Below are 24502 nucleotides of genomic sequence, written 5' to 3'. Positions count from 1 at the left end.
CCTACTGGGCCGCGCGTTCGGCCGGCTGGACGACGCCGTGGTCCAGGCCGGCGTCCCCGATTGCCATCGCGCTGTCGGGCAACAGTGCCGTGACGAGCAACGACGACTCGTCGGCGAAGTACGCGAGCAGGTCCGCCGTCCGGTCGGCGTCGAACGCGCCCAGCGTATCCATCATCAGCACCGGAACCACCTCGGACACGTCGTAGGCGACGTACCCCGCGAGCGCCAGCACCAGGCCGACCATCTCGCGCTCGCTCTCCGAGAGGTTCGAGATGGAGTCCTGACGCGTCACGCCGTCCTCCTCGCGGGCGATGACGAGGTCGAAGTTCCCGTCCAGCCAGACGCGCTCGATGCGTTCGTAGCCGAGCACGTCGAGCAGTTCGTCCATCGCACCGTTGAACTCCTCGCGCAGTCGCCGTTCGAGGTTCTCGATGCGCTCGGTCAGCGCCGTGATCTCCTCGGACAGTTCCTCGACGCGGGCCTCCTTCTCCGACCGCTCCTCGCGCTTCGATTCGAGTTCCTCGATGGCTGTCTCCAGGCGCTCGACCTCGCGGCGCGCGGTGTGGAGTTCCACGCGCCGGGACTCGATATCGTCCGAGAGGTCCGACACGGCGGTCTGCTGCTCGGACTCCCGTTCGGTCAGCGTCTCGTCGAGCGCGGCGAGTTCGTCGCGCAGGTCGGCGAGCTGTTCGCGTTTCGTCGAGAGCGACTCCTCGCGGCTCTCACGCCGCTGTTCGAGGTCCCGTTTCTGTGATTCCAGCTCCGTCACCCTGCGGTCCGCGCGTTCGGCAGCCTCTATCTGGGATTCTATCTCGCGGAGGCGCGGCTCGTACTCCCGGCGACGATGCTTGTCGCGCTCGATGAGGTCCTGGAGCTCTGCGACCGTGTCCGCGAACTCGGACTCGCCGGCCTCGTTGCCACAGGCCCAGCAGGTGACCGAATCCTCGAGCAGGCTCGTGTCCTGCCCGAGTGCCCCCGCGTACGAGGAGTTCAGCATCTCCCGGTTCGCCGTCAGCACCGACTGGAGCACGTCGATGCGGTCCGTGACGTCGTCGAGGTCGCGCTCTATCTCCTCGCGCTCCGCGCGCAGTTCCTCCACGTCGTGTGCGTTCGCGTCTTCGCGTGCGCTCTCGACGTCCCCTGCCGTCTCGTCGATTCGCTCCGCGAGTCGCTCGATGGCACCCTCCAGGTCCGACACCTGCTCCTCGTACTCGTTGCGCTGCCGAGCGAGTTCGGCCCGCTCCTCGCGCAGGTCCGCGAGACCGCCGTCCGCCGTCGTCGCGTCGGTCTGTCGCTCGCGGAGCTCGTCCAGTTCCGTCTCGAGTCGCTCGACCTTCTCTCGCGTCGTTGCGAGTTGCTCCCGTCGGTCCGCCAGTTCACCGTCGACGTCGCCCATCGCGTCGAGTTCCGACCCGAGGTGCTGTTTGCGTTCGACCTTCTCGGCGCGCTCTCGCTCCAGTGCGTCGAGGTTCATCGGTGCCTTCAGCACGTTCTCGAACTCCCGGTCGTCGTACACTGCCTGGCGGACCTCGTTGAACTCGAGCAGGCACGCGAACCGTTCCAGGAGTTCGACGTCGCCGGAGGTTTCGAGCCAGCTCTCGCCGGAGACGTCGACGCCGTTACGGGTCTTTCGTGCGGTCCTGACGACGCTGTGGCCGTCTATCTCCAGTTCGACTCGGGCCTCCTCGGCGTCGTTCTTGATGGGGACGGTCGAGTGACCGAGGCCGAACGCGATGGCCTGCAACAGCGACGTCTTGTTGGACGCGTTCGGCCCGGTGATGACGGTCAGGTCGTCGTCGAACGAGCACTCCATGGCGGTGATGCCGCCGACGTTGGTGATCGAGATATCCAGTTCAGTCATCGGCGGTCGCCTCCGTCGGCTGCTCGCAGTGACAGACGCGGCCGCGCCGGAGCGCGCGCCGGAGCGGGACGCGCGTCTGGCACTCCTCGCACTCCAGCTCGACGTCGAGGTGAACGGCGATGGAGTCCCCCACGTCCAGTTCGCCCTTCCCGACGAGCGACCTGACGGCCTGCTCGACCTTCTCGTTCGCGTGGTCACGGGCGATGTCGATGGCGTCTGGCTCCCAGTCGGTGGGGGCGTCGGGTTCGTAGGTCGCATCGAGACAGTCGGTGATGTGGGTCCTGACGACGCCGTAGGAGACGAAATCTGCCTGGAGCGAATCGACGTTCACGCCCTCCCGTTCGAGCATGTTCGCGACCTCCAGCGCGTTCGCGTCGTCGCCCTGGAGTCGTTCGTACTTCGACGCCGCCTCGTCGCCGAGCGTCGGCAGGCCGACCTCGTCCATCTCTCGGCGGAGGAGCGTGACGTTGAGCCAGCGGGCGAGCTGGCGGTATCCCTTCCGTCGTCCGTTCTCACCGCGCCACTCCGAGAGCAACCGGTCGTCGTAATGATGGAGGCCGCGTTCGTCGAGCACGCGACAGACTTTACATCCGTAGTCCGGGTTCATATCGGCCGTGTAATCCATGGACGACCAAAAATGTGCTTATCCTCCCATCGTCCCCAGGTCCGCGTCTGTGATTTCAAGGTGTTCCTCGAACGTTCCTGTCCAGGGCAAGTCGGCAGTAAGAATCAGTGTCGGCGACCGTGTCTGGAGTCGAAATCTGGAGCGAGAAGACGGTTACAGCGAGAGGTAGTTGTCGATGTTCGTCGTGCGGTCGGTCTCCATGGCGTGTTCGACTTCCGTGACGTGTTCCAGGCCACGCACGGCGCTGATGAGGTCGCCGGCGTCGCGGTTCGACTGCACGGTCGCGACCGCGTAGAGGTCGTAGGTCCCCATCACCTCGCAGGTCATCCAGAACGGCAACTCGTCCAGCTCGACGAACGTCTCGGCTTTCGAGTCGGGCGCGTTCTCGACGGAGATGAACAGCCGCATGACCTCCCAGCCGTGTTCCTTCGGTGCTGTGAGCAGGAGGATGGACGTCGTCTCGAAGAGCTTCGAGACCCGGTATCGGATCCCCTCGCTCGACATCTCGTGGCCCTCCTCTTTGAGTTCCTCCGCGATGTCGGAGTAGGGGATGCGGGGGTCCTGGGCGAGGATGCGGAGAATCGTCCGGTCGATGTCGTCCAGGCCTTCGATGGGTCGGTCGGTCATGGACTCGGGTACGGAAACCCCGCCAATAAATGTACACCCACCGGACGTGGACGACACCCGAGCGCCCGTCACCGTATCTGTGGCTATACTCCACCGGCAAATACTCAGAATCTTTAGTGGAATAGTAGGAATTTATTATCATAGCCGAATCAGAACCGACTAATGCCCAAGCGTATCGGCTTCGACGTCGGGGGTACGTTCACCGACTTCGTATTGGTCGACGAGGAGACAGGTGAATTGGACGTCTACAAGTATCCGACGAACGTCGAGGACCCGGCGCAAGGGGTTCTCGAAGGGTTGGAGGAGTTTCTGACGGAATCCGACACGTCGCTGTCTACCGTGCGCCAGTTGATCCACGCGACGACGCTCGCGACGAACACCGTCCTGGAGCGTGACGGTGCTGACACCGCGCTCGTCACGACGGAGGGGTTCCGCGACGTGCCCATCCTGGGACGCCAGAAGCGGTACGACCTCTACGACCTCTTCATCGAGAAACCGGACCCCATCATCGACCGGGAACACATCTACGAGATAGACGAGCGAATCCACCCCCGGGAGGGCGTCGTCTCGCCGCTCGACGAGGACGCGCTCGGCAACCTCGCCGCGCAACTGGACGAGGACTACGACTCGGTCGCCATCAGCTTCCTCCACTCCTACGAGGACGACCAGCACGAGGTGCTGGCCGAGGACGTGCTGGCGGACGTCGCGTCGGAGCTCTACACCACCCGGGCGTCGAACATCTCGAAACAGTACCGCGAGTACGAACGCACCAACACGGCCGCCCTGGACGCCTACGTCAAACCACGCGTCCAGCAGTACCTCGGGAAGATAGAGGACGAACTGGACGCCCTCGGCTACGACGGGTCCTTCTTCATGATGAAGTCGAGCGGGGGCGTCGCCACGCCGGCGATGATCCAGCAGTCGCCGGTCCAGATAATCGAGTCCGGCCCGGTCGCGGGCGCGCTCAACGCCGCCTACCTCGGCGACCACGTCGGCTTCGACAACGTGTTCTCGTTCGACATGGGCGGGACGACGGCGAAGATCTGCTTCATCGTCGACGGCCAGCCGAAGCGGACCGACGTGTTCGAGGTGGACGAGGCCGAGATGAAGGAGGGAAGCGGCCTCCCCATCAACCTCACGGTCATCGACATGATAGAGATCAGTGCCGGCGGCGGGTCCATCGCGTCCGCGGACGACACGGGTCGCATCAACGTCGGGCCGGAGAGCGCGGGTGCACAACCCGGCCCCATCTGTTACGGCCGCGGCGGTACCAGACCGACCATCACGGACGCCGACCTCGCACTCGGCTACCTCAACCCCGACTACTTCCTCGGGGGCCGGATGGAGATAGACGTGGACGACGCACTGCAGGGCATCGAGCGCGACATCGGTGACCCCCTCGACATGGACGTCCACACCGCGGCGTGGGGCATCAAGGAGATCGTGGACAACGCGATGACGCGTGCCAGCCAGATTCACGCCTCCGAACGCGGCCTCGACCCACGCAAGTTCGGCATGATAGCCTTCGGTGGTGCCGGACCGGCCCACGCGGCGTTCCTGGCGCACGAACTCAACGTCCCGACGGTGTTCGTCCCGCCGGGTGCGGGCGTCGCCAGTGCCGGCGGGCTGCTCGTCGCGGACGTAGAGTTCCACCTCGACCAGACCCACATCGGCGAACTCGATTCGTCCCTGCTGGACCCGGTCAACGATATCTACGACCAGCTGGAGGCCGAGGGCCGCGAACTCGTGCGCGAGACTGGCGGCTCGGACGCGACGGTCGAAATCGAGCGCGGGGCCGACATGAAGTACGTCGGCCAGGCCCACGAGATCGGCGTCGAGATCCCGAACGGCACGCTCGACGAGTCCGACCTGGAGACCATCGAGGAGTCGTTCCACGACACCTACGAGACGACCTACGGATACAGCGACCGCGACGAGGAGGTCGAGGGCATCACCTGGAAGGTGACGGTCCGCAGTCCGACCGAGTCCCTCTCCATGAAGGAGGCTGAAGGCGGTTCGACGCGGGCGAGCGACGCCAGGAAAGGCACCCGCGAGGCGTACTTCAAGTCCGCGGGCGGGTTCACCGAGACCGAGATATTCGACCGGTCGGAACTCGGCCCCGGCGCGACGTTTACCGGGCCTGCCGTCGTCGAGGAGGTCAACTCCACGACGGTCGTTCCGCCCACCGACGCGGTGCGCGTCGACGAGTACGGTAATCTGGTCATCGACATCGGGGGAGGTGAGTGACGATGAGCGACTCGACGGACACTGATACGACGACCGGGGCGGGAACCGAGGGAGACGTCGACGGCATGGAACCCGGGGAACTCGACCCCATCACGTTCACGGTCATCTGGGACCGACTGGTCGCGATGTGCAACGAGATGGGGACGGTCCTCCAGCGGACGGGGAAGAGCGAGGCGGTCTCGCTCGGCCAGGACTTCTCGACGGGCCTGTTCGACCGAGACGGTCGCCTGGTGGCACAGGGGAACTTCAGCCCCGGCCACCTCGGCTCGATGCCGTACGCGGTCGAGCACGTCCGCCAGCGCTTCGACGAGGACGACCTCGAACCCGGAGACGCCATCGTCCTGAACGACTCCTACATGGGGTCGGGCCACCTGCCGGACATGTTCATGATATCGCCCATCTTCGTGGACGACCGCGTCGAGGGCTACGCGGTCACCATCGCCCACATGATAGACGTGGGCGGGATGACGCCCGGTTCGCAGGCCCCCGAAGCGACCGAGATATACCAGGAAGGGCTGCGCCTGTTCCCCGTCAAGGCCATCGAAGGCGGCGAGATTCAGCCCTGGTTCGAGAGCCTCATCGAGGCGAACGTTCGCATCCCGGACATGGTCCTGGGCGACCTGAAGGCACAGCAGAACGCCAACCACCGCGGCGAGACGCTGTTTCGCGAGGTCATCGAGGAGTACGGACGCGAGACGGTCTACGCCGCCATCGACCAGGTCATCGACCAGTCCGAGCGCCGCGTGCGCAAGAATCTGGAGGAGATACCGGACGGCGACTACAACTTCACGGACGTGATGGACAACGTCGTCGAGGGCATCGGTCCCGTCAAACTCGAGGTCACCATCACCATCGACGGCGACGAGATGATATTCGACTACGAGGGGACCGACCCCCAGACCGAGAGCGCGATAAACAGCTACATCAACTACACCAGGGCCTACTCCGCGTTCGTCCTGAAGGCGATCACGGAGAAGTACCTGCCACAGAACGAGGGTATCATGCGGCCGATGACGGTCAAGGCACCGGACGGGACCTTCCTCAACCCCGAACCGCCGTGTGCGGCGAACGCGCGGCCCATCATCAACCAGCGTATCGTGGAGGTGAACCTCGGTGCGATCGCGAAGGCCGCGCCCGAGGAGGTCATCGCAGCGAGCAGCCACTTCGCGAACCCCAACTTCGGCGGCACCGACCCCGAAACGGGCGAGCGGTTCATCCTCTACGACTTCATGATCGGCGGCGTCGGGGCCGCCCACAGCAAGGACGGCGAAGAGGGCCTCTGCTCTGCGTTCAACGTGACGAACATCCCCGTCGAACTCCACGAGACGCGGTACCCGGTCGTCATCGACCGCCTCGAACTGATGGCGGACTCCGCGGGTGCCGGCCGCCACCGGGGTGGCTGTGGCCTCCGGAAGGACTTCACGCTCCTCGGGGAGGACGTCTCGTTCACGAACCTGCTCGAACGCACCGAGTCCCAGCCCTGGGGACTGGCGGGCGGCGAGGCCGGTGACCGCGGCACGACGCTGCTCAACCCCGACGGCGAGGTGAAGGAACTCCACCCGAAGGGCGAGTACAAGCTGGAGTACGGCGACACCGTCAGCTTCCAGCTTTCGGGTGCTGGCGGCTACGGCGACCCGACCGAGCGCGACCCCGAAGCGGTCCGGACGGACGTGATGCGGGGCTACGTCACGCCGGAGGAGGGACGCGAGGCCTACGGCGTCGTCGTCGTCCAGGAGGACGGCGAGTGGGTCGTTGACGAGGAGGCGACGGAAGCGCGCCGCGCAGAGATGGCCTGACCCCCGAACTGCGTTCTGACTCGAACCGCGACAGTGAGACGGGTTTTCCACGATATGAGTACACCCGGCCGACGAGCGTGGACGCGATGGCGAGCGTACCCCGACGACTACCGGCGGTTCTGCGGCGTCATCTTCGTCGCCGGGTTGGCCTACGGCTTCGTCGACATCCTCGTCCCGCTGTACGGCGACTCCTTCGGGGTCTCGAATCTCACCATCGGCCTGTTGTTCGCGGTGTTCAGTCTCCCCAAATCCATCATCTCGCCCCTGGTCGGTCTCCTGGCCGACCGGATGGGTCACCGCCGGAACATCGTCGCCAGCGGGTTCGTCCTCGCGGGACTCCTCTACGGTCTGGTCCCGGTGCTCGGCCTCGTCACGGCCTTTCTCGCCATCCGCTTCCTGCTCGGCGGACTGGATGCGGCCATCCGACCGACTGCACAGACGCTCGTCTCGGAGGTCGGTGGTGACGACGGTCGTGGACAGTCGTTCGGGCTGTACAGCTCGTTCCGCACGTTCGGGACCGTCGTCGGTCCGGTCGTCGCCGGCGTCCTCATCGCCGTCTCGGGCTTTCTGGCCTCCTTCGCGGTGACGGGTGCGCTCTTCGTCGCCGCGGGGGTGTTGACCTACGTGCTGGTCGCACCGGAGTTCGGTCCCGAGTCCGAGAACCTGTCGCCCAACGAAGCCCTCTCCTCCATCCGCGAATCCGTCGACGGTGCATCGCTCCGCACTCCCTCGGCCGCACTGGTCGTCCTCTACTGCATCGTCTTCCTCAGGTTCCTGGGACTGCACGCGTACGTTCGCTTTCTCCCGCTCTACCTGGAGGTGGTCGGGTTCGCCCCCGGTGCCGTCGGGACGCTCTTCTCGGTCCGGACGCTTTCGGCCGCGGTCTGCTTCCCGTTCGGTGGCCGGGCGTCCGACCGGTTCGGGCGACTGCCGGTGCTGGCGTCCGGCGTACTCTTGAGCGGCGTTGCACCCGTCGTGCTCTACCTCCGGCCGTCGCTCCCGTGGGTGGTCGGCGGGTTGCTCGTCGCGGGCGTCGGTCGGGCGCTGTTCATCCCGACCCTGCCCGCCTACATCTCGGACGTGTCGCTGGAGACGGCCCGCGGGTCACAACTCGGCGGCGTGGCCGCGGTGAGTTCGCTCGCCGTGGGCGTCGCACCGCTCGCTGCTGGTGCCCTTGGCGACGCGTTCACCATCGCGGAGATACTCGTCTTCGCCGGTGCAGCGCTGGGGCTGAGCCTGGCGCTGTTCGGCGTCCTGGAACTGGTGAGAGAGTAGGGAGCCCCCTACAGTGCGAGACCGCTATCGACCGGCAGGACGGCGCCGGTGATGGTCGCGGCGTCGTCCGAACTGAGGTAGAGACAGGCGTTCGCGACGTCCTGTGGCGTGGTCAGTCGCTCGTAGGGTTGCTGGTCGTAGAGGTCCTGCTTCTGGTCCTCCGAGAGCGCGTCCGGGTCCCGGATGAATCCCGGTGAGACGACGTTCGCACGGACGCCGTGCGGGCCGAGTTCCCTCGCCGCCTCCTGGACGAGGGCGACGAGACCCCGTTTGCTCGCGTCGTACGCGGCGAGGCCGTCGTTGCGGATGATTCCGTCCGAAGCGGAGAGCGCGACGATGGTGCCGTGGCCCTGCTCCTTGAGATGGGGGGCGGCGGCGCGGACGAGGTTGAACGCCCCGGTGACGTTGGCGTCCATGTGGTCCTGCCACGACCCGGGGTCTATCTCGTCTATCGCGCCCGGAGAGATGACACCCACCGTGAACACGATGGTGTCTATCTCGCCGAGCGCGTCGAACGCCCTGTCGACGACCTCCCCGGTGGCCTCGGCGTCGGTCACGTCGCACTGCCACGCGTCGTGTTCGTCGCCGGGGACGTCGTCGAGCAGTTCCTGGGCTTCGTCCGCGCCGGAGTTGTACGTGAACCCGACCGTCCCACCCGCGTCTGCGACGGTTCGAACGAGTGCTCGGCCGGAATCTGCGGTACCACTGACGACCAGGGCGGTTGTCTCTGCGTCCACCATATCGTTCGTGTCGACCGACTCGTATTTCAACTCTCGGGAAGCGGACCTCGCCCGTGAGCCGACGACCAGGGCACACGACCCGGTTCCCGCCCGGCCAGTCCGCCACGAACGTCTCCACGCTCGTTCGAGAGCGATTCGGCCGACGTGGGTACCACGTCGCCGGTGGAGTCGATAGGGATAGGCTCCCGTCGTGAGCCCCCCTGATTTACGTCGGTCCACGCCAATCGGGAACGTGATGCAAACCGTCGCCGTCGTCGGCGGCAGCAACGGCGGGTACGCGGCCGCCGCTGACTTCGCCGACCAGGGATTCGACGTACAGTGGTACGTGCGCTCACCGGACAACCACCGGCGGGTGCTCGAACGAGAGACGATCACGCTGGCCGTCTCCGAGAACTACATCGGCCGCAGGACGCCGGGCGAGCGCCGCGAGGTGACCCCCCACCTGGTGACGACGGACCTCGGTGAGGCGGTGTCGGGTGCCGACCTGGTACTCGTCCCGTTGCCGACGACCACACAGGAGGCGGTCGCCGAGACGCTGGTGCCACATCTCGAAGACGGGCAGGTCGTCGTCACCTGCCCCGGCAACTGTGGCTCGGTGCTCTTCCGCCGGGCGCTCGACGACCTCGACGGTTCGGCGGCGAACGTGGTCTTCGCGGAGACGCCGACGTTGCCGTACGTCACCCGCAAGTCCGGGCCGGCCGAGGTGACCATCAACCTCGACGCCGTCCGGCTGCCGGTCGGCGCGTTCCCCGGCCGCGACACCGACCGAGCGTACGAGGCGACGACGCGACTCTACGACGCCGCCCTGCCGGCCGAGAACGCGCTCGACGCGGCGTTGAACAACAGCAACGCGTGTGTGAACGCGACGCCGACGCTCCTCAACGCGGGTGCCATCGAGTGCGACGAGTTCGCGTTCAACATCCACCGCCACGGCGTCACCGAATCCGTGTACGAGGTCATCCTGGCGGTGGACGACGAGCGAGTTCGCATCCGTGAGGCACTCGGGTACGGCGACCCCCACTTCACACAGGACGAGTACTACGAACCCGGCCCGGAGACCGGCGAGCACTTCTACGGGGCACGGTCCCGCGAGGCGCTGGTTGCCGCCGATACGTTCAGCGAGGACCCGCCGTCGCTCGACGACCGCTACGTCCACGAAGACGTGAGCATCGCGACCGTCCTGCTCGCGTCGCTCGGCGACGCGCTCGACCTGCAGACGCCCACTATCGACTCGCTCGTGCACATCGCCGAGACGATGATGGACGAACCGTACGCCGAGACCGGGCGGACGCTGGAGCTGCTTGGACTCGACACCGGCTCGCAGAGCCAGCTGGAGGCGGTCCTCGAACGGGGGTTCGACGCCAGATGAGCGCCGACGTACCTGACCCGGAGGACGCCACCATCGCCGTCGTCGGTCCCGGCCGGATGGGCTGTGGCATCGTCCAGACGTTCGCGACCGCGGGCCACGACGTGCGGTTGCTCGATACCAAGGACCGCTCCCCGGAGGAACACGAGGAGACGTTCGAGACCGCACTCGACACGGTGCGGTCGAACCTCGCGTTCCTCGCGGAGGCGGGCGACTTCGAGGGGGACGCCGACGCCGTCGTCGACCGCGTCACCTGCACCACGGACGCTGCCGAAGCGCTCGACGGTGCCGACTGGACGTTCGAGGCGCTGCCAGAGGACCCAGACGTGAAGAGGGCCTTCTTCTCCGGAGCAGCCGAGGACGTCCCGGCCGAGGGCGTCGTGGCGACGACCACGTCCTCCATCAGCCTCGACACGGTCGCCCCGGCCGCCCCGGACCGGTCCCGGATGGTCATCACCCACTGGCTCAACCCCGCGTTCGTCGTCCCGCTCGTCGAGGTCGCCCGTGCGGACTACACGAACGACGTGGCCGTCGAGGCGACCGTCGAACTGCTGGACAGCGTCGGGAAGGAACCGGTCGTCTGTGCGGACAGTCCGGGGTTCATCGGGTCCCGCGTTCAGGCGGCGGCGATGAACGAGGCGGTCCGCGCCTGGGAGGAGGGCGTCGCCAGTGCCGAGGACATCGACACCGCGCTCCGCACGGGCGTCGGGTTCCGGATGGCCGCCATCGGTCTGCTGGAGTTCGTCGACCTCGGCGGCGTGGACGTCCTCTACTACGTCAACGAGTACCTCCAGGAGGAACTCGGCCCCAGGTTCTCGAACCCCGAGAGCGTGACCGAGAAGATGGAGAAGAACGAACTCGGCCCCAGGACCGGCAAGGGGTACTACGACTACGACGACGTGGACGTGGATGCCCTCCAGGCGGAGAAGTACCGGGTCATGCTCGCGCTCCGAGAGGCGCTCGCGGACGCAGAGCCCTAGTCGTCCGCCGCCGTCGTCGATTCGGCTCGGTCGGTCACTCCGATAGGCGGTTCAGCGCGTCGGGAACGACCCTGTTCGTCCGGGCGTCCCCGACTCGTCCGAGCAGCGAGTCCCGCAGAATTATACTGTCTCGACCTGATGAGGGAGACGATGCAGGTACTAGGGATAGACAGAGTGCTCGTCGCGACCGCCGATATCGACGACAGCGTCGCGCGGTTCGAGGAACTGCTCGACCTCTCGTTCGGGTCGCTCATCGACCCACCCGGGGAGCCGGCGGCCAACCGCATGAGTGCGTCCGGTATCGAGTTCGTCACGACCGACGACGAGGACTCGGCCGTCGGCCGGTTCCTCGCCGAGCGAGGGCCGGGGCTCTACGCACTCGCACTGGAGGTCACAGACCTGGACGCTGCGCGCGAACGTCTGGCCGAGAAGGGCGTCGAACCCATCGGCGAGATGGACGTCGCGGACTTCCGGGAACTGTTCTACCATCCGTCGTCGTTCGAGGGGGCGCTGCTCGTCCTCACGGAGTACGACCACCGCCACCCAGCAGAGATTGCTGCCCGTGGGCTGGGTGGTGACGACGACTGAGTGGAGCCAGCGCTTCGACTTTCCTTCTCTGTGCAGCAACTTTTAAATAATAATAAAGGTTTATTAGCCGGTCTTTCATTGACAACGTATGGCAATGGCAGGAGCCACGGGGAAGTCCAGCAACGCAGAGGCTAGCAAGAGTAGACGTAGCAGACGTCGTTTCCTCCAGGTGGCGGGTGCAGCAGGGGCGCTCGGGTTCGCTGGCTGTGTGCAACAACGCAACGGTGGGACGACCTCCGGTGGCGGTGGCGATGGCACCACCCAGGGTACCGCTGGCGGTGGAGGAGACATCGGGACCGTCACGTTCGGTATCCTGAACCCGGTAAGCGGCCCGCACAGTCCCCTCGGGTCGGCACAGCGTCAGGCGGCGAGGATCGCCGTCGACTACGTCAACAACAGCGACGACTTCGATTTCGAGATCGACGCCGTCTACGAGGACACCAAGACCGACCCCGCGACGGGACGACAGAAGGCACAGAAACTCGTCGAGCAGGACGGAGCGCAGGTGCTCGCCGGCGACACGAACAGTTCCGTCGCGCTCGCCGTCGCGGACTACGCGAACAACTCGGAGGTACTCTACACCTCCGGCGGTGCTGCGATGGCACTCACCGGCGAGAACTGCAACAGGTACACGTTCAGGAACGAGACGAACACCGCACAGCAGGCCGCAGGTCTCGTGGATTACGCCGTGAACAACCTCGGCAAGAAGATGTGGATCCACACGGCCGACTACGCGTACGGCAACTCGGCCATCCAGCAGATCAGGAGCCGCATCGAGGCGGAGAACTTCAGCGACGTCGAAGTCGTCGGCACCACCAAACCCGAGCAGGGAGCGAGCAACTTCGGCCCGCAGATCAGCCAGATAGCCAACTCGGACGCGGAGGTGCTCGCCATCCCGCTGACCGGCGGTGACCTCATCAACTTCATGAAACAGGCGGAGAGCCAGGGACTCCACGACCAGGTCGAGATAATCGGCACCGCGCTGTTCGCACAGGTCATCCGCGGTGCGCTCGGGTCTGCCGCGTACGGCACCTACTCGTCGACGCTGTACAACCACAAGCTGGAGACCGGCGACAACGCACAGTTCGTGCAGGCGTATCAGGACGAGTACGGCAGCCCGCCCGGCAGCTTCGCCCGCGTCGGCTACGAGGCGGTCCGCATGGCGGCACGTGGCATCCAGATGGCCGGCACCGCCGACCCGACAGAGGTCGCGAACACGTTGCCCGACAAGACGATGACGACCGTTCTCGGGGACACGCACTTCCGTGCCTGCGACCACCAGTCCGTCAACCCGGTCTGGACCGGCAAGATCAACGAACCGGACAGCGGGGACGTCGGTACGGTGGAACTCCTCAACGAGATTCCCGGCGAGGAAGCGATTCCGCCGTGTGACGCAGTGAACTGCAACATGTAACCGGCCTCCCGACACTCTTATCGTGGGCAAGGTTGACAAACAACGTAGCTACCCATTGGCATGGTATCAGGCACTCAACTCCTCGAACTCATACTGAACGGACTGACAATAGGGATGGTGTACGTACTCGTTGCGGCAGGGCTGTCCATCGTCTTCGGCGTGATGGACGTGCTCAACATCTCCCACGGCGAACTGCTGGCGCTCGGCGCGTACTTCGCGTTCTCGCTCATCTCTTCGATGGGGGGTAACGGCTTCTGGGTCGCGCTCGTCGTCGTCCCCATCGGCGTCGCGCTCCTCGGGGTCGTCATCGAGCGGTTCACTATCCGACGCGTCTACGGACGTGGCCACCTGGCCCACGTCCTGTTGACGTTCGGGTTACTGCTCATCATCTACGACCTGAAGCAGATACTCTGGGGCACCGAGGCGAAACTCTTCTCCGCACCGGCGGTCATCGACCACCCGGTCCAGATACTGGGCTTCAGCTACTCGCTCTACAACTACTTCATGATCCTCTCGGCGGCCGGACTCGCCCTCGCGACCTGGGCCCTGCTGAACTACACCAAGTTCGGGCTGGTCGTTCGTGCGGGCTCCGAGGACCGCGGCATGGTCCGGAACCTCGGCATCGACATCGACCGCTACTACACGCTCGTCTTCGGGTTCGGTGCGGCGCTCGCCGCGTTCGGCGGCGTGGTGCTCGGTGGCTACCAGAACGTGAACCTGGAGATGGGGAACGCGGTCATCATCCCCGCGTTCGTCATCGTCGTCCTCGGCGGTCTCGGGAGCTTCCGGGGCGCGGTCGTGGGCGGGCTCGGCGTCGGTATCATCCAGAGCGTCCTGAGCACGTACGTTCCCCAGCTGCAGGGACTCGTCATCTTCCTCATCATGATCGGCGTCCTGCTCGTCCGTCCGCACGGGCTGTTCGGGAGTGGAACCTCCCACGTGGCCGGGCGGTCGGAACCGAGCGAGTTCGTCAGTGGTCTCGAGGGAGGGCTCATCGGGGACCGGTTCAGGTCCAGACTGGGGCTCGCTCTACTCGGGTTGCTCGTCCTCGTTCCCGTGTTCGAGGGCATCCTGTACACTCCGTTCGTCGTAACGCTCGCGATAGAGGTGCTCATCTGGGCGCTGTTCGCGTTGAGCATCGACATCATCCTCGGCTACGCGGGCCTCATCTCGCTCGGCCACGCGCTGTTCTACGGCGTGGGGGCGTACACGGTGATGCTCGTCTTCCTGCACCTCACTCCCTCCGTGTTCGTCGCACTCGGTATCGCGCTGCTACTCTGTGCGATGCTCGCGTGGGTCGTCGGGTACCTCTCGCTCCGGGTCTCGGGCGTCTACTTCGTGATGATAACCCTGGCGTTCGCGGAGCTGTTCTACAGCGCCGTCTTCAAGTTCGACTTCACGGGTGGGAGCAACGGCCTGTTCGGCGGTCCGACGCCGCTGTACGGCATCGCGGGCGTCGGCATCCACCTGAACGACATCGTCGTCGGCGTGGAACCGTTCGCGTTCTACGGCGACGAACTGTTCTACTACTTCCTCCTCGCGGTCGTCGTGGGGGTCTACCTGACGACGCGGCGCATCATGGAGGCGCCGTTCGGGAGCATCCTCCAGTCAATCCGCGAGTCCGAACAGCGGGCGAAGTTCATCGGCTACGACGTCCAGGGATTCAAGCGCCGCGCGTTCGTCCTCAGTGGAACGCTCGGCGGACTCGCCGGTGCGCTTTTCGCGGTGCACTACGGCTACGCAGCCCCGGCGTTGCTCCACTGGATAAACTCGGGTGACGTCATCATCATGGCCGTGCTCGGTGGGACGGGGACGCTCTACGGGCCCATGATCGGTGCGAGCGTGTTCATCGTCTTCGAGGAGCAACTCTCCTCGCTCATCCCGTGGTGGCGGCTGCTGCTCGGGGTGTTCTTCGTGCTGGTGGTGCTGTTCCTGCCGAAGGGCATCATCTCCTTCCCGGCAAAGCTCGACGAACTCGTCAACGGCGAGGGAACCGACATCGCCCTCGGGGACGAAGCGGAGGCAGATAACTGATGGCACGAACGACACGAACGGCGGCCGAAGAGGAGCAGGGCGTCGTCCTCCGGACCGAGGGACTGACGAAGAAGTTCGGCGAACTCGTCGCCGTCGAGGACGTGGACTTCTCGCTCGAACGCGGGGAGTTCCGGAGCGTCATCGGTCCGAACGGGGCGGGCAAGACGACGCTGTTCAACCTCATCAGCGGGGCACTGCCGGCTACGGCCGGCACTATCACGTTCAAGGGTGAGGACGTGACCGCGCTCGACCCCTACCAGCGGGTTCGGCGGGGGGTCGCGCGGTCGTTCCAGATCACGATGGTGTTCAACGGGCTGTCGGTCCGCGAGAACGTCAGGCTCGCCGCCCAGTCGATGGCGCTCGACGACATGAGCCCGCAGCAGGTCCTGTTCGCGGACAAGAACGGGTTCGAGGACGTGAGCGCCATCACCGACGACGTCCTCGAGCGGGTCGGTCTCGAAGGGATGGGAGCGGTACAGGCCAGCAATCTCGCGTACGGCGACCGCCGTCGTCTCGAGATCGGACTCGTCCTCGCGACCGACCCCGAGGTCATCCTGCTCGACGAACCGACGGCAGGCATGAGCAGCGACGAGACCGTGGACACCATCGAACTCGTCGAGGACGTGCTCGCGGACAAGACGCTCATCCTCGTCGAGCACGACGTGGAACTGGTGATGAACGTCTCCGACAAGATAACCGTCCTCCACCAGGGACAGGTGCTTGCGGAGGGCACGCCACAGGAGATATCGGACAACGAGGCCGTTCAGGAGGCCTACCTCGGAGGGTACGACTGATGACGACGACAGGTTCGGCCGACAGAACGCACAGGCTCACCGACCCACTCCTCCGCATCGAGGGCTTCACGTCGGGGTACGGCGGGACCGAAGTGCTCCGTGACGTCTCGCTCGACATCGACGAGGGAGAGGTCGTCGCCCTCATCGGCCGCAACGGCGCGGGCAAGACGACGACGCTCCGGACCATCCTCGGGAACCTCATCCCGACCGCGGGGACCGTCACGTTCGACGGCGAGGAGATCGGCCACCTCGGTCCCGAGGAAACCGTCAAGCACGGTATCGCGCTCGTCCCCGAGGAGCGACGCATCTTCCCCAGCCTCACCGTCAGGGAGAACCTGGAACTCGCCAGGCTGGGCGGGTCAGGGGCCGGTGTCCGGCGCGACATCGACGAGGTGCTCGACACCTTCGAGAACCTCGCGCGCAACGAACACTCCGCCGGCAGCCAGCTCAGTGGCGGCGAACAGCAGATGGTCGCCATCGCGAGGGCGCTCGTGGGTGGCGCGCGCCTCCTCCTGCTGGACGAACCGACCGAGGGACTGGCACCGTTCATCGTCCAGCGCGTCGAGGAGGTCATCGAGGAACTGAGCGACGAGGGCCTGCCGATACTGCTCGTCGAACAGAACGTCCGCGTGGCGCTCGACGCCGCCGACTACGTCTACGTCATCGACAACGGCCAGATCGTCCACCAGGGCACCGCCGAGGAGGTGCGGGCGAACCAGGAGGTCCTCGACCGGTACCTCGGCGTCACGGTCTGACACTGGACCGCCTGCCGTACGGTTCTGGCTCGTCCAGAACCTTTATGCTGAGATTGGGGCAAGAGGAAGACGACCGGAGTAGCTCGCAGGATGCCAACACAACACAATACGTTCGGGTCGGTCGTCGTCGATTGGGACGAGGAACCGGTGCCGAACATGGGGCAGTTCGAGACGTATCAGGAGGCGAGAGAGGCGATGGAGTGGGACGTCCCGGAGACGTTCAACATCGCGACCGACGTCGTCACGAAGCACGCGGACGACCGCGGCCGCGTCGCCATGTTCCAGGAGATAGAGGGCGGTGACGAGCGGACCCACACCTTCTGGCGACTCGACAGGCGGTCGAACGAGATCGCGAGCGCGCTGGAGTCCCGCGGCGTCGGTCGCGGTGACCGCGTCGCCATCATCGGTTCACGGAGCGACCAGGTGATGCTCTCTCACCTCGCCACCTGGAAACTCGGCGGCATCAGCGTGCCGCTGTCGGTGCTCTACGGTCCGGACGCGCTCGAGTTCCGGCTGAGCGACAGCGAACCGACGGCGGTCTTCGTCGACCCCGAACTGCTCGACGCGGTCGGGGAGACCATCGCGAGCATCGAGAACGTCGACTGCGTCGTCGGAATGGGCGCGGAACCGGACGTGGACGGCGTCGAGACGCTGGCCTTCGAAGCCCTCGACGGCGACCGCACCTACGACGCTGCCGAGACGGCACCCGACGACCCGGCGTTCATCCTCTACACGTCCGGGACGACCGGCCAGCCGAAGGGCGTCCTGCAGACCCACCAGGCGCTCGTCGGCTGGTTGCCGAGCTTCCAGATGTGCTTCGAGTTGCCCTGGCACGAGGCGGACCCGTTCCTCTACGCGACGCCCGACCTGGCGTGGATCGGCGGCATCAACCTCGTTCTGGGGTCCTGGCACTACGGGTTCCCGGTGCTGCGGTACGACTCCACGTCCGGGTTCGACCCGGCGACCATCTTCGAGAACGTCGAGAAGTACGGCACCACGCGAGCGGTCATGGTCCCCGCGATGCTCAAGCCGATGTCGAAACTCGACGCCAGCCAGTACGACCTCTCGACGCTCACGGTCGTCATGTCCGGGTCCGAACCCGTCTCGGAGACGCTCTACGAGTACGTGACCGAGACGCTCGACGCCAACCTGAACGAGATGTACGGCCAGACGGAGGCCATGCACCTCATCACCACCTGTGAACGGTGGTTCGACGTGGAACCCGGGAGCCTCGGGTATCCGGCACCTGGCCACGAGATAGACGTCATCGACGAGGACGGGAACCGGTTGGACGACGGTGAGACGGGCATCATCGGCCTCGAGAAGCCGGACCCGGTGATGTTCCGGGAACTCTGGAACGACCCGGTGGGGACGGAAGACAAGTTCGTCGGCGACTGGATGAACACGGACGACCTCGGCCAGAAGGACGAGAACGGACAGTTCTGGTTCAAATCCCGTGCAGACAACCTCATTCTCACGTCCGGCTACCGCGTCGGTCCGGCGGAGGTCGAGGACTCCATCATCGAACTCGACGCCGTCGCCAACGTCGGCGTCATCGGCGTCCCGGACGAACGGCGTGGCGAACTCGTCAAGGCGTACGTCGAGGTGGCCGACGGGTTCGAGGAGAGTCAGACGCTCGAATCGCAGATTCAGGACCACGTCCGTCAGAACCTCGCGAAGTACGAGTACCCCCGTGAGATAGAGTTCATCGAGGAGATGCCGACCACGGTGACGGGCAAGATTCGGCGTCACGAACTCGAAGAGCGGGAGGGACTGGAGTGACCGGGAGTGCCCGGCACCGCCCCGTCGCTCCGGGTCGGACCGTCGCGTTCGCCGAACCCGTCGACTGACCCGATTCGCCCGCCAGCAGAGTGCTGTCTCCCTCGTTCGCAGGTCAGCGTCTGTGACTTCGGGCAAGTAGCGTACGCCGACCCCACCAGCTATTTCGTGTTCCGACGAGACGGTTCCCGTATGACCGGTCACGGGGACCGACTCGGGACGGGCCGCCCGAACGCAGGTGACAGACGGTGGTAGGAATCGACGTGGACGTGGCGGACCACGTCGCCACGCTGACGATACGGAACCCGGAGAAGCGGAACGCCATCGCCCCGTCGTTCCTTCCCGACCTCGCAGAGGAACTCGACGACCTCGAATCCCGGGACGACGTCCGGTGTCTCGTCGTCACCGGGGCGGGAGCGAAGGCGTTCTCGTCGGGATTCGACCTCTCGGAACTCGACGGAGACGCGTTCCAGGAGGAGTACGAGGACGTCTACGACGAGGCGTTCACTCGACTGGCCCGGTTCGACTACCCCACCATCGCCAGAATCAACGGTGACGCGGTCGGCGGGGGCTTCGACCTGGCGACGGCCTGTGACCTGCGCGTCGCCGCCGACCGGGCGAGATTCGGCATCCCCACCGCCAGGATCGGTCTCGTCTACACCGAACGAGCGATTCGACAGACGCTCACCGCAGTCGGGGCCGCTAACGCTAAGGAACTCCTGTTCACGGCCGACCTCGTCGACGCCGAACGCGCGGAGGAGATGGGGCTGTTGAACGACCGCGTCCCCGCGGCGGAACTCGACGACAGGGTCGACGACCTCGCGGAGCGGATAGCCAGTAACGCGCCGCTCTCGCTCGTCGGGACGAAGCGCATCGTCCAGGGGATACTGGACAAACAGGCGTTCTCGCCCGCGGAGCGAGCACTCGTCGAGCGATTGCGCGAGGAAGCCTACCAGAGCGACGACTACGACGAGGGCCGTGCAGCCGTCTCCGACGACCGCGAACCGGAGTTCACGGGGGAGTGACGGGCGCCGGTCACCTCGGCGTGGAGAACGACCGCCAGCAGGTCGGCCAGCGTCCCGCCACGTCCTTTCACCGCCGAGGCGTCCGTGCACTCCGTTTCGCACACGGGGGGACACTGATTTGCCACAACATGACAGGGGTTTATATGGAGGCTCTCCGTACGGGCCGGTATGATAGAGGAGTGTCTCGTGGTGGAGTTCGCCGTCACCGGCGACGACTGTCCCTTCGCAGACGCGACGTCGGAACTGGATACGACCGTCCACTGTCACCCGCCCCAGTACCGTGCGGACGGGACCACGCTCTTGCGTTTCACGGCGACCTCCCGGACCGACGACCTCGCATCCTGGCTCGACGAGGACGACCGCATCGCGTACCTCCACGTCTCGGACGCCGGCGACGGGAGCAACTACCGCTGTCTCTCGAAGCATCCGTGCGTCATCCACGACCTCATCAATACGGGGTTCATGGCGGAATCGCTGGAGTACCGCAACGGTCGGGGCATCTTCAGTGGCGGTGTCGTCGGGTACGACGTGCTCCGGAACGTCCTCGAGACGACGCAGGACGCGGTCGGCGTGGACCTCAAGCGCGTCTACCCACTCGACTCCTCACAGGACGAACTCATCGTCAAGAAGTGGGACCTGACCCCCGCACAGGAGGAGGCACTCCGCGTGGGACTCGAGATGAACTACCTCAGCGTTCCGCGCGAAGTGACCGCCACCGACGTCGCGGACGAACTCGGCATCAGCAAGTCCGCGTTCCTGGAGCGACTCCACCGTGGCGAGCAGCACCTCCTGGGACAGATATTCGACGACGGATGACGGGTCGGGACTCGACGCCCTCGCTGACGTCGGTCGAGACGAAGCCACTCCCCGTACTCACGAACCGGTCTTCGCCCTGGAAACACGTTGCTCTCGTGGCCGTGCTTTCGCGACCGTCCCGACACGGCAATCCGGCGTAGTTCTTTACCATCTCCCTACAGAGTGTGTCCTATGCGAGACCGAATCGACCTCTCGGGGGCGGTGGACCTCCACACGCACGTCGGCCCGTCGCCGTTCGACCGCAGGGTGGACGGCTACGAGTGCGCCATAGAGGCAGCAGCTGCGGGGATGGACGCGGTCGTGATGAAGGAACACCACCTGCCGACGGTGTACGCCGAACCGTACATCGACCGGCTGCTGGACCGTGACGGAACCGACATCGAGATGCTCGGCAGCGTCGTCCTCAACTACTGCAACGGTGGGTTCAACCCGTTCGTGGTCGAGGCAGCCATCCAGTACGGAGCACGGGTCGTCTGGGGACCGACGATAGACGCCAGGCACCACGCCGAACAGACCGGCTCGCTCGGTGCGTTCCTCGGCGTCGACGCAGGGAGGGAGTACGACGGACGGGACGGCATCTACGCGCTCGAGGACGACGGCACACTCCGGCCGGAGGTGTGCCTCTGTCTCGACAAGGTCGTCGACGGCGACCTGTTGTTCTGTCTCGGCCACCTCTCGTTCGAGGAGACCCGGGAGGTCGTGACCTACCTCACCGAACGGGGGCACGACAGGGTAGTCATCGACCACCCGAACTACCACGTCACCGACCTGGACCTGGACCAGCAACGGGAACTCGTCGACCTGGGCGCGACCCTCAACTTCCCCTTCATGGCGATCAGCCCGAAGTACCACTGGATCTCGAGTGCCGACCTGGCCGAGAACATCCGGGACGTCGGGGTTGAGAACTGCGTCGTGTCGAGCGACGTCGGCCAACTCGTCAATCCGAGCGTGCCCGAGAGCCTCCGCATCCTCGGGGAGACGCTCCTCGAGGAGGGGTTCGCTCCGGCAGAGTTCGAGCAACTGGTCGAGACGAAACCGAAGGAGCTTCTCGGACTCGGGTAGTCGGTCACTCTCACGGGGGTGACCCACGAGTGAATCTACGGAACGGCCCCGACTGCCCACAGCAAACCCGACAATAAACCTTTACTTGGTTCAGAGTACCAACTTATTTCCTACGGGATGGAATGTGAAAAAGCGTTCGGAATCAGAGCTGGGACAGGATTCCAATTCCCCGAAAGTATAAAATAAATCTATAGTTTAAAATGCTCCCGATTTCCACTGTGCGACAGTGACTCGGCGCAGGCGTCGATCGCACCGAACGCTCGCACTCGTGACAGCCCTGCCCTTCTCCTCCCGGCCGTGAGAGCCAACCGAGGTGAGCCTGCAGACGATACTGGCGGCTGACACGCCCTGGCAGTCACCCGCCGAGTACGCCACGGCGGAAACGCATCAGATACGTGGCACTCACCCCCTGGGGAGGTACTTCTAAGACGTGGGGCTTTCTAACGTAGACCATGCCTTCGGAGTACGAGGAACGACTCGACGAGTTCGAGTGGGACATCCCGGCCGACTACAACATCCCCGCGGTGGTCGAATCGCACGCCCGGGAGTTCGGCGACCGGGTCGCACTCCGGTTCCGGGACGCGTCGGGGCGTGCCGAGGAGCGGACGTACGCGGAAGTGCGTGCGGACATGAACCGGTTCGCGAACGCCCTGGCGGACCTCGGCGTCGGGAAGGGCGACCGCGTGATACACCTGTTCCCGCGACACCCCGACGCGTTCGCCGTCCAGCTGGGCGCGCTCAAGCGCGGCGCGCTGCTCGTCCCCAGTTCGGAGATGCTGAAGCCGAAGGACATCGAGTTCCGCGCGAACGACTGCGAGGCGTCGGTCGTCGTCGCCCACGACTCCCTCACGGACATGGTCGAACCCATCCGGGACGCGACGCCGCTCTCGACGTTCGTCGTCCTCGACGGGGCGGGCGAGGGCGACTGGCACGCCTTCGAGGACCTCGTCGACGACGTGCCACCGACCCACGACGGGCCGGACCTGGGTGCGGACGACCCCATGACCATCAACTACACCAGCGGGACCACCGGACAGCCCAAGCCGGTGATGCACCGCCACCGCTGGATGCGCGCGTTCGAACTCGTCAACGGTCCCCACTGGTGGGGCGTCACCCAGGAGACGGACTTCGACGACGAACTCCTGTGGGCGACGACGGGGACCGGCTGGGCGAAGTGGTTCTGGAGTCCGGTCGGCGTTGGGCTGACCACCGGGGCGAGCCAGCTCATCTACGAGGGCGAGTTCGACCCGCAGACCTTCCTCGACGTGATGGAACGGGAGGGCGTCACGCGACTGTGTGCGGTGCCGACGCAGTACCGGATGTGGTCACAGGAGGACCTCGAGGAGTGGGACGTCGACCTGACGGACGCCCTCTCGGCGGGCGAACCGCTCAACCGCGACCCCATCGCGGCGTTCGAGGACGCCTTCGGCGTCACGCCCCGGGACGGCTACGGCCAGACCGAGACGGTCGCGCTCGTCACGAACTACCCCGGCATCGACGTCAAACCCGGCAGCATGGGCAAGCCCGCACCGGGCATGGGGACGACCATCATCGACACCGAGGACGAGACGGAGGTCGGCACCGACGAGATCGGCGAGATAGCCGTGCCGGTGGACTGTCCGGGCATCTTCGACGGCTACTACGAGCGGCCTGACCTGGACGCGGACACGTTCCGCGGCGACTACTACCGGACGGGCGACCTGGCGAGTCGCGACGACGACGGCTACTTCTTCTTCGAGGGCCGCGCCGACGACATCATCATCTCGGCAGGCTACCGCATCGGTCCCTTCGAGGTGGAAGACGCGCTCATCGAACACCCCGCAGTCGCCGAGGCGGCGGCGGTCGGCAGCCCCCACGACGAGCGCGGGCAGGTCGTGAAGGCCTACGTCGTCCTCGCCGATGGGTACGAGGCTGCCGACGACCTCGTCGAGGAGGTGCAGGAGTTCATGAAAGAGCAGACCGCCCCCTACAAGTACCCCCGCCGGGTCGAGTTCGTCGACGAACTCCCCAAGACCTCCTCCGGGAAGATCCGGCGCATCGAACTCCGCAAGCAGGAGCGCCAGCAGTTCGGGTAGTGAGCGCGGTCGGGTACATGCGAACCGTGTAAGACCCCGCCTCGAAGTCCCCACCGGTGTCGCGAACCCCGTTTCGTCGCCTCGAACGTCAGTACCGCATCGTCCGCCTCCGAGACGACGTCGACCTGGCCGTCGGCGACCGGTTCCCGGTGCGGGTCCTGGACGACGACCTGGAGCGTTGCGGACGTCGCAATGTGCAGGACGTCGTCGGTGACGTGTCGCCTCCGTTCGTAGCGGGGGATTCCTGGAAACGCCCGCTTACTCCTCTTTGCGGGCCACGCGGTTCCGGACGGACCCCAGAATCGACCCGGGCCTCCTCGGTCCCGGAATCGTAGCCGATACGGAGCTTCACTTTCAGTTTCACTCCGCCCATGGCTCACCTATACAATCGCGTTCCTGTACTATCCGGACTGATGGGACGGAGAAGACCAGCGGTCACCGATCGGAGAGGGAGAGAATGAACTACGCGCAGGTCTTTCAGATTCGGGTCAAAGAGGACGGCGACGGCAGCTACCGGGCCCAGGAGGTCGGCACGACGACCGTCGGCACCGGGGAGACCGTCCAGGACGCCATCGTCGACTACGCAGAACGGTGTCGGGAGCGAGCGACGCAGACCCACCCCGACACGCAGGAGGCGTGATTC

At 65.6% G+C, this 24502-nt stretch carries 20 protein-coding genes; 16 read left to right on the top strand and 4 right to left on the bottom strand.

Translation table 11 applies throughout. The features are described 5' to 3' along the window. Position 1: 1 nt before the first annotated feature. From ACSC1W_RS16030 to ACSC1W_RS16020, 3 genes are all read right to left on the bottom strand, one after another. Complete coding sequence (locus tag ACSC1W_RS16030) at positions 2 to 1861, bottom strand: archaea-specific SMC-related protein (protein ID WP_435348588.1); 1860 nt, start codon at positions 1859 to 1861, stop codon at positions 2 to 4. After that, entirely contained in the window at positions 1854 to 2468 is a 615-nt protein-coding gene (gene rdfA / locus ACSC1W_RS16025; RefSeq protein WP_435348587.1) for a rod-determining factor RdfA, read from the bottom strand. The genes ACSC1W_RS16030 and rdfA overlap by 8 nt, the downstream gene beginning before the upstream one ends. Positions 2469 to 2639: 171 nt before the next feature. Further along, positions 2640 to 3113: an Lrp/AsnC family transcriptional regulator gene (locus tag ACSC1W_RS16020; RefSeq protein ID WP_435348586.1), complete on the bottom strand. Its 474-nt coding sequence runs from the start codon at positions 3111 to 3113 to the stop codon at positions 2640 to 2642. 162 nt (positions 3114 to 3275) lie between these two features. On the opposite strand from ACSC1W_RS16020, the gene ACSC1W_RS16015 reads away from it, so the two are divergent. The 3 genes from ACSC1W_RS16015 to ACSC1W_RS16005 are packed head-to-tail and all read left to right on the top strand — an operon-like array spanning position 3276 to position 8431. After that, positions 3276 to 5360 carry a hydantoinase/oxoprolinase family protein gene (locus tag ACSC1W_RS16015; RefSeq protein ID WP_435348585.1) on the top strand — a complete coding sequence of 695 codons (2085 nt, stop codon included), beginning with the start codon at positions 3276 to 3278 and terminating at the stop codon, positions 5358 to 5360. Between the two features lie 2 nt (positions 5361 to 5362). Then, positions 5363 to 7156 (top strand): hydantoinase B/oxoprolinase family protein, encoded by a 1794-nt coding sequence (locus ACSC1W_RS16010; protein ID WP_435348583.1) that lies wholly within the window; start codon positions 5363 to 5365, stop codon positions 7154 to 7156. A 54-nt stretch (positions 7157 to 7210) separates the two neighbouring features. Further along, positions 7211 to 8431 carry an MFS transporter gene (locus tag ACSC1W_RS16005; RefSeq protein WP_435348582.1) on the top strand — a complete coding sequence of 407 codons (1221 nt, stop codon included), beginning with the start codon at positions 7211 to 7213 and terminating at the stop codon, positions 8429 to 8431. Between the two features lie 8 nt (positions 8432 to 8439). Here the strand turns inward: ACSC1W_RS16005 and ACSC1W_RS16000 are convergent, their stop codons facing one another. After that, positions 8440 to 9171, bottom strand: coding sequence for an SDR family NAD(P)-dependent oxidoreductase (locus tag ACSC1W_RS16000; protein ID WP_435348581.1), 732 nt, complete (start codon positions 9169 to 9171; stop codon positions 8440 to 8442). A gap of 235 nt (positions 9172 to 9406) precedes the next feature. Here ACSC1W_RS16000 and ACSC1W_RS15995 point away from each other — a divergent pair, with 235 nt between their 5' ends. From ACSC1W_RS15995 to ACSC1W_RS15935, 13 genes are all read left to right on the top strand, one after another. After that, a complete protein-coding gene (locus ACSC1W_RS15995; protein ID WP_435348580.1) occupies positions 9407 to 10540 on the top strand; it encodes an NAD/NADP octopine/nopaline dehydrogenase family protein in 1134 nt (377 codons plus the stop codon). Further along, the gene (locus tag ACSC1W_RS15990) at positions 10537 to 11517 is read left to right on the top strand and encodes a 3-hydroxyacyl-CoA dehydrogenase family protein (RefSeq protein WP_435348579.1); all 981 of its coding nucleotides are present in this window, start codon (positions 10537 to 10539) and stop codon (positions 11515 to 11517) included. Before ACSC1W_RS15995 ends, ACSC1W_RS15990 begins: the two co-directional genes overlap by 4 nt. 150 nt (positions 11518 to 11667) lie before the next feature. Then, a complete protein-coding gene (locus ACSC1W_RS15985) occupies positions 11668 to 12105 on the top strand; it encodes a VOC family protein (protein WP_435348578.1) in 438 nt (145 codons plus the stop codon). A gap of 88 nt (positions 12106 to 12193) precedes the next feature. Next, positions 12194 to 13519: an ABC transporter substrate-binding protein gene (locus ACSC1W_RS15980; protein WP_435348577.1), complete on the top strand. Its 1326-nt coding sequence runs from the start codon at positions 12194 to 12196 to the stop codon at positions 13517 to 13519. Between the two features lie 60 nt (positions 13520 to 13579). Then, complete coding sequence (locus ACSC1W_RS15975; protein ID WP_435348576.1) at positions 13580 to 15553, top strand: ABC transporter permease; 1974 nt, start codon at positions 13580 to 13582, stop codon at positions 15551 to 15553. Continuing rightward, positions 15553 to 16347 carry an ABC transporter ATP-binding protein gene (locus ACSC1W_RS15970; RefSeq protein WP_435348575.1) on the top strand — a complete coding sequence of 265 codons (795 nt, stop codon included), beginning with the start codon at positions 15553 to 15555 and terminating at the stop codon, positions 16345 to 16347. The genes ACSC1W_RS15975 and ACSC1W_RS15970 overlap by 1 nt, the downstream gene beginning before the upstream one ends. Continuing rightward, positions 16347 to 17102, top strand: a complete 756-nt coding sequence (locus tag ACSC1W_RS15965; RefSeq protein WP_435348574.1) for an ABC transporter ATP-binding protein — start codon at positions 16347 to 16349, stop codon at positions 17100 to 17102. The genes ACSC1W_RS15970 and ACSC1W_RS15965 overlap by 1 nt, the downstream gene beginning before the upstream one ends. Before the next feature lie 90 nt (positions 17103 to 17192). Further along, complete coding sequence (locus tag ACSC1W_RS15960) at positions 17193 to 18884, top strand: acetate--CoA ligase (protein ID WP_435348573.1); 1692 nt, start codon at positions 17193 to 17195, stop codon at positions 18882 to 18884. A 245-nt stretch (positions 18885 to 19129) separates the two neighbouring features. Continuing rightward, positions 19130 to 19906 carry an enoyl-CoA hydratase/isomerase family protein gene (locus tag ACSC1W_RS15955; RefSeq protein WP_435348572.1) on the top strand — a complete coding sequence of 259 codons (777 nt, stop codon included), beginning with the start codon at positions 19130 to 19132 and terminating at the stop codon, positions 19904 to 19906. A gap of 168 nt (positions 19907 to 20074) precedes the next feature. Further along, a complete protein-coding gene (locus tag ACSC1W_RS15950) occupies positions 20075 to 20722 on the top strand; it encodes a helix-turn-helix domain-containing protein (RefSeq protein ID WP_435348571.1) in 648 nt (215 codons plus the stop codon). 171 nt (positions 20723 to 20893) lie between these two features. After that, the gene (locus ACSC1W_RS15945) at positions 20894 to 21784 is read left to right on the top strand and encodes a DUF6282 family protein (RefSeq protein WP_435348570.1); all 891 of its coding nucleotides are present in this window, start codon (positions 20894 to 20896) and stop codon (positions 21782 to 21784) included. 452 nt (positions 21785 to 22236) lie between these two features. Further along, complete coding sequence (locus tag ACSC1W_RS15940; RefSeq protein ID WP_435348569.1) at positions 22237 to 23859, top strand: acetate--CoA ligase; 1623 nt, start codon at positions 22237 to 22239, stop codon at positions 23857 to 23859. 457 nt (positions 23860 to 24316) lie between these two features. Continuing rightward, on the top strand, positions 24317 to 24499 hold the full coding sequence (locus tag ACSC1W_RS15935; RefSeq protein WP_435348568.1) for a hypothetical protein: 183 nt from the start codon (positions 24317 to 24319) through the stop codon (positions 24497 to 24499). Positions 24500 to 24502 lie beyond the last annotated feature (3 nt).

It is taken from the genome of Haloarchaeobius marinus, assembly GCF_051207415.1.
Classification (GTDB): Archaea; Halobacteriota; Halobacteria; order Halobacteriales; family Natrialbaceae; genus Haloarchaeobius.
This window is presented reverse-complemented; position numbering and strand designations above follow the sequence as displayed.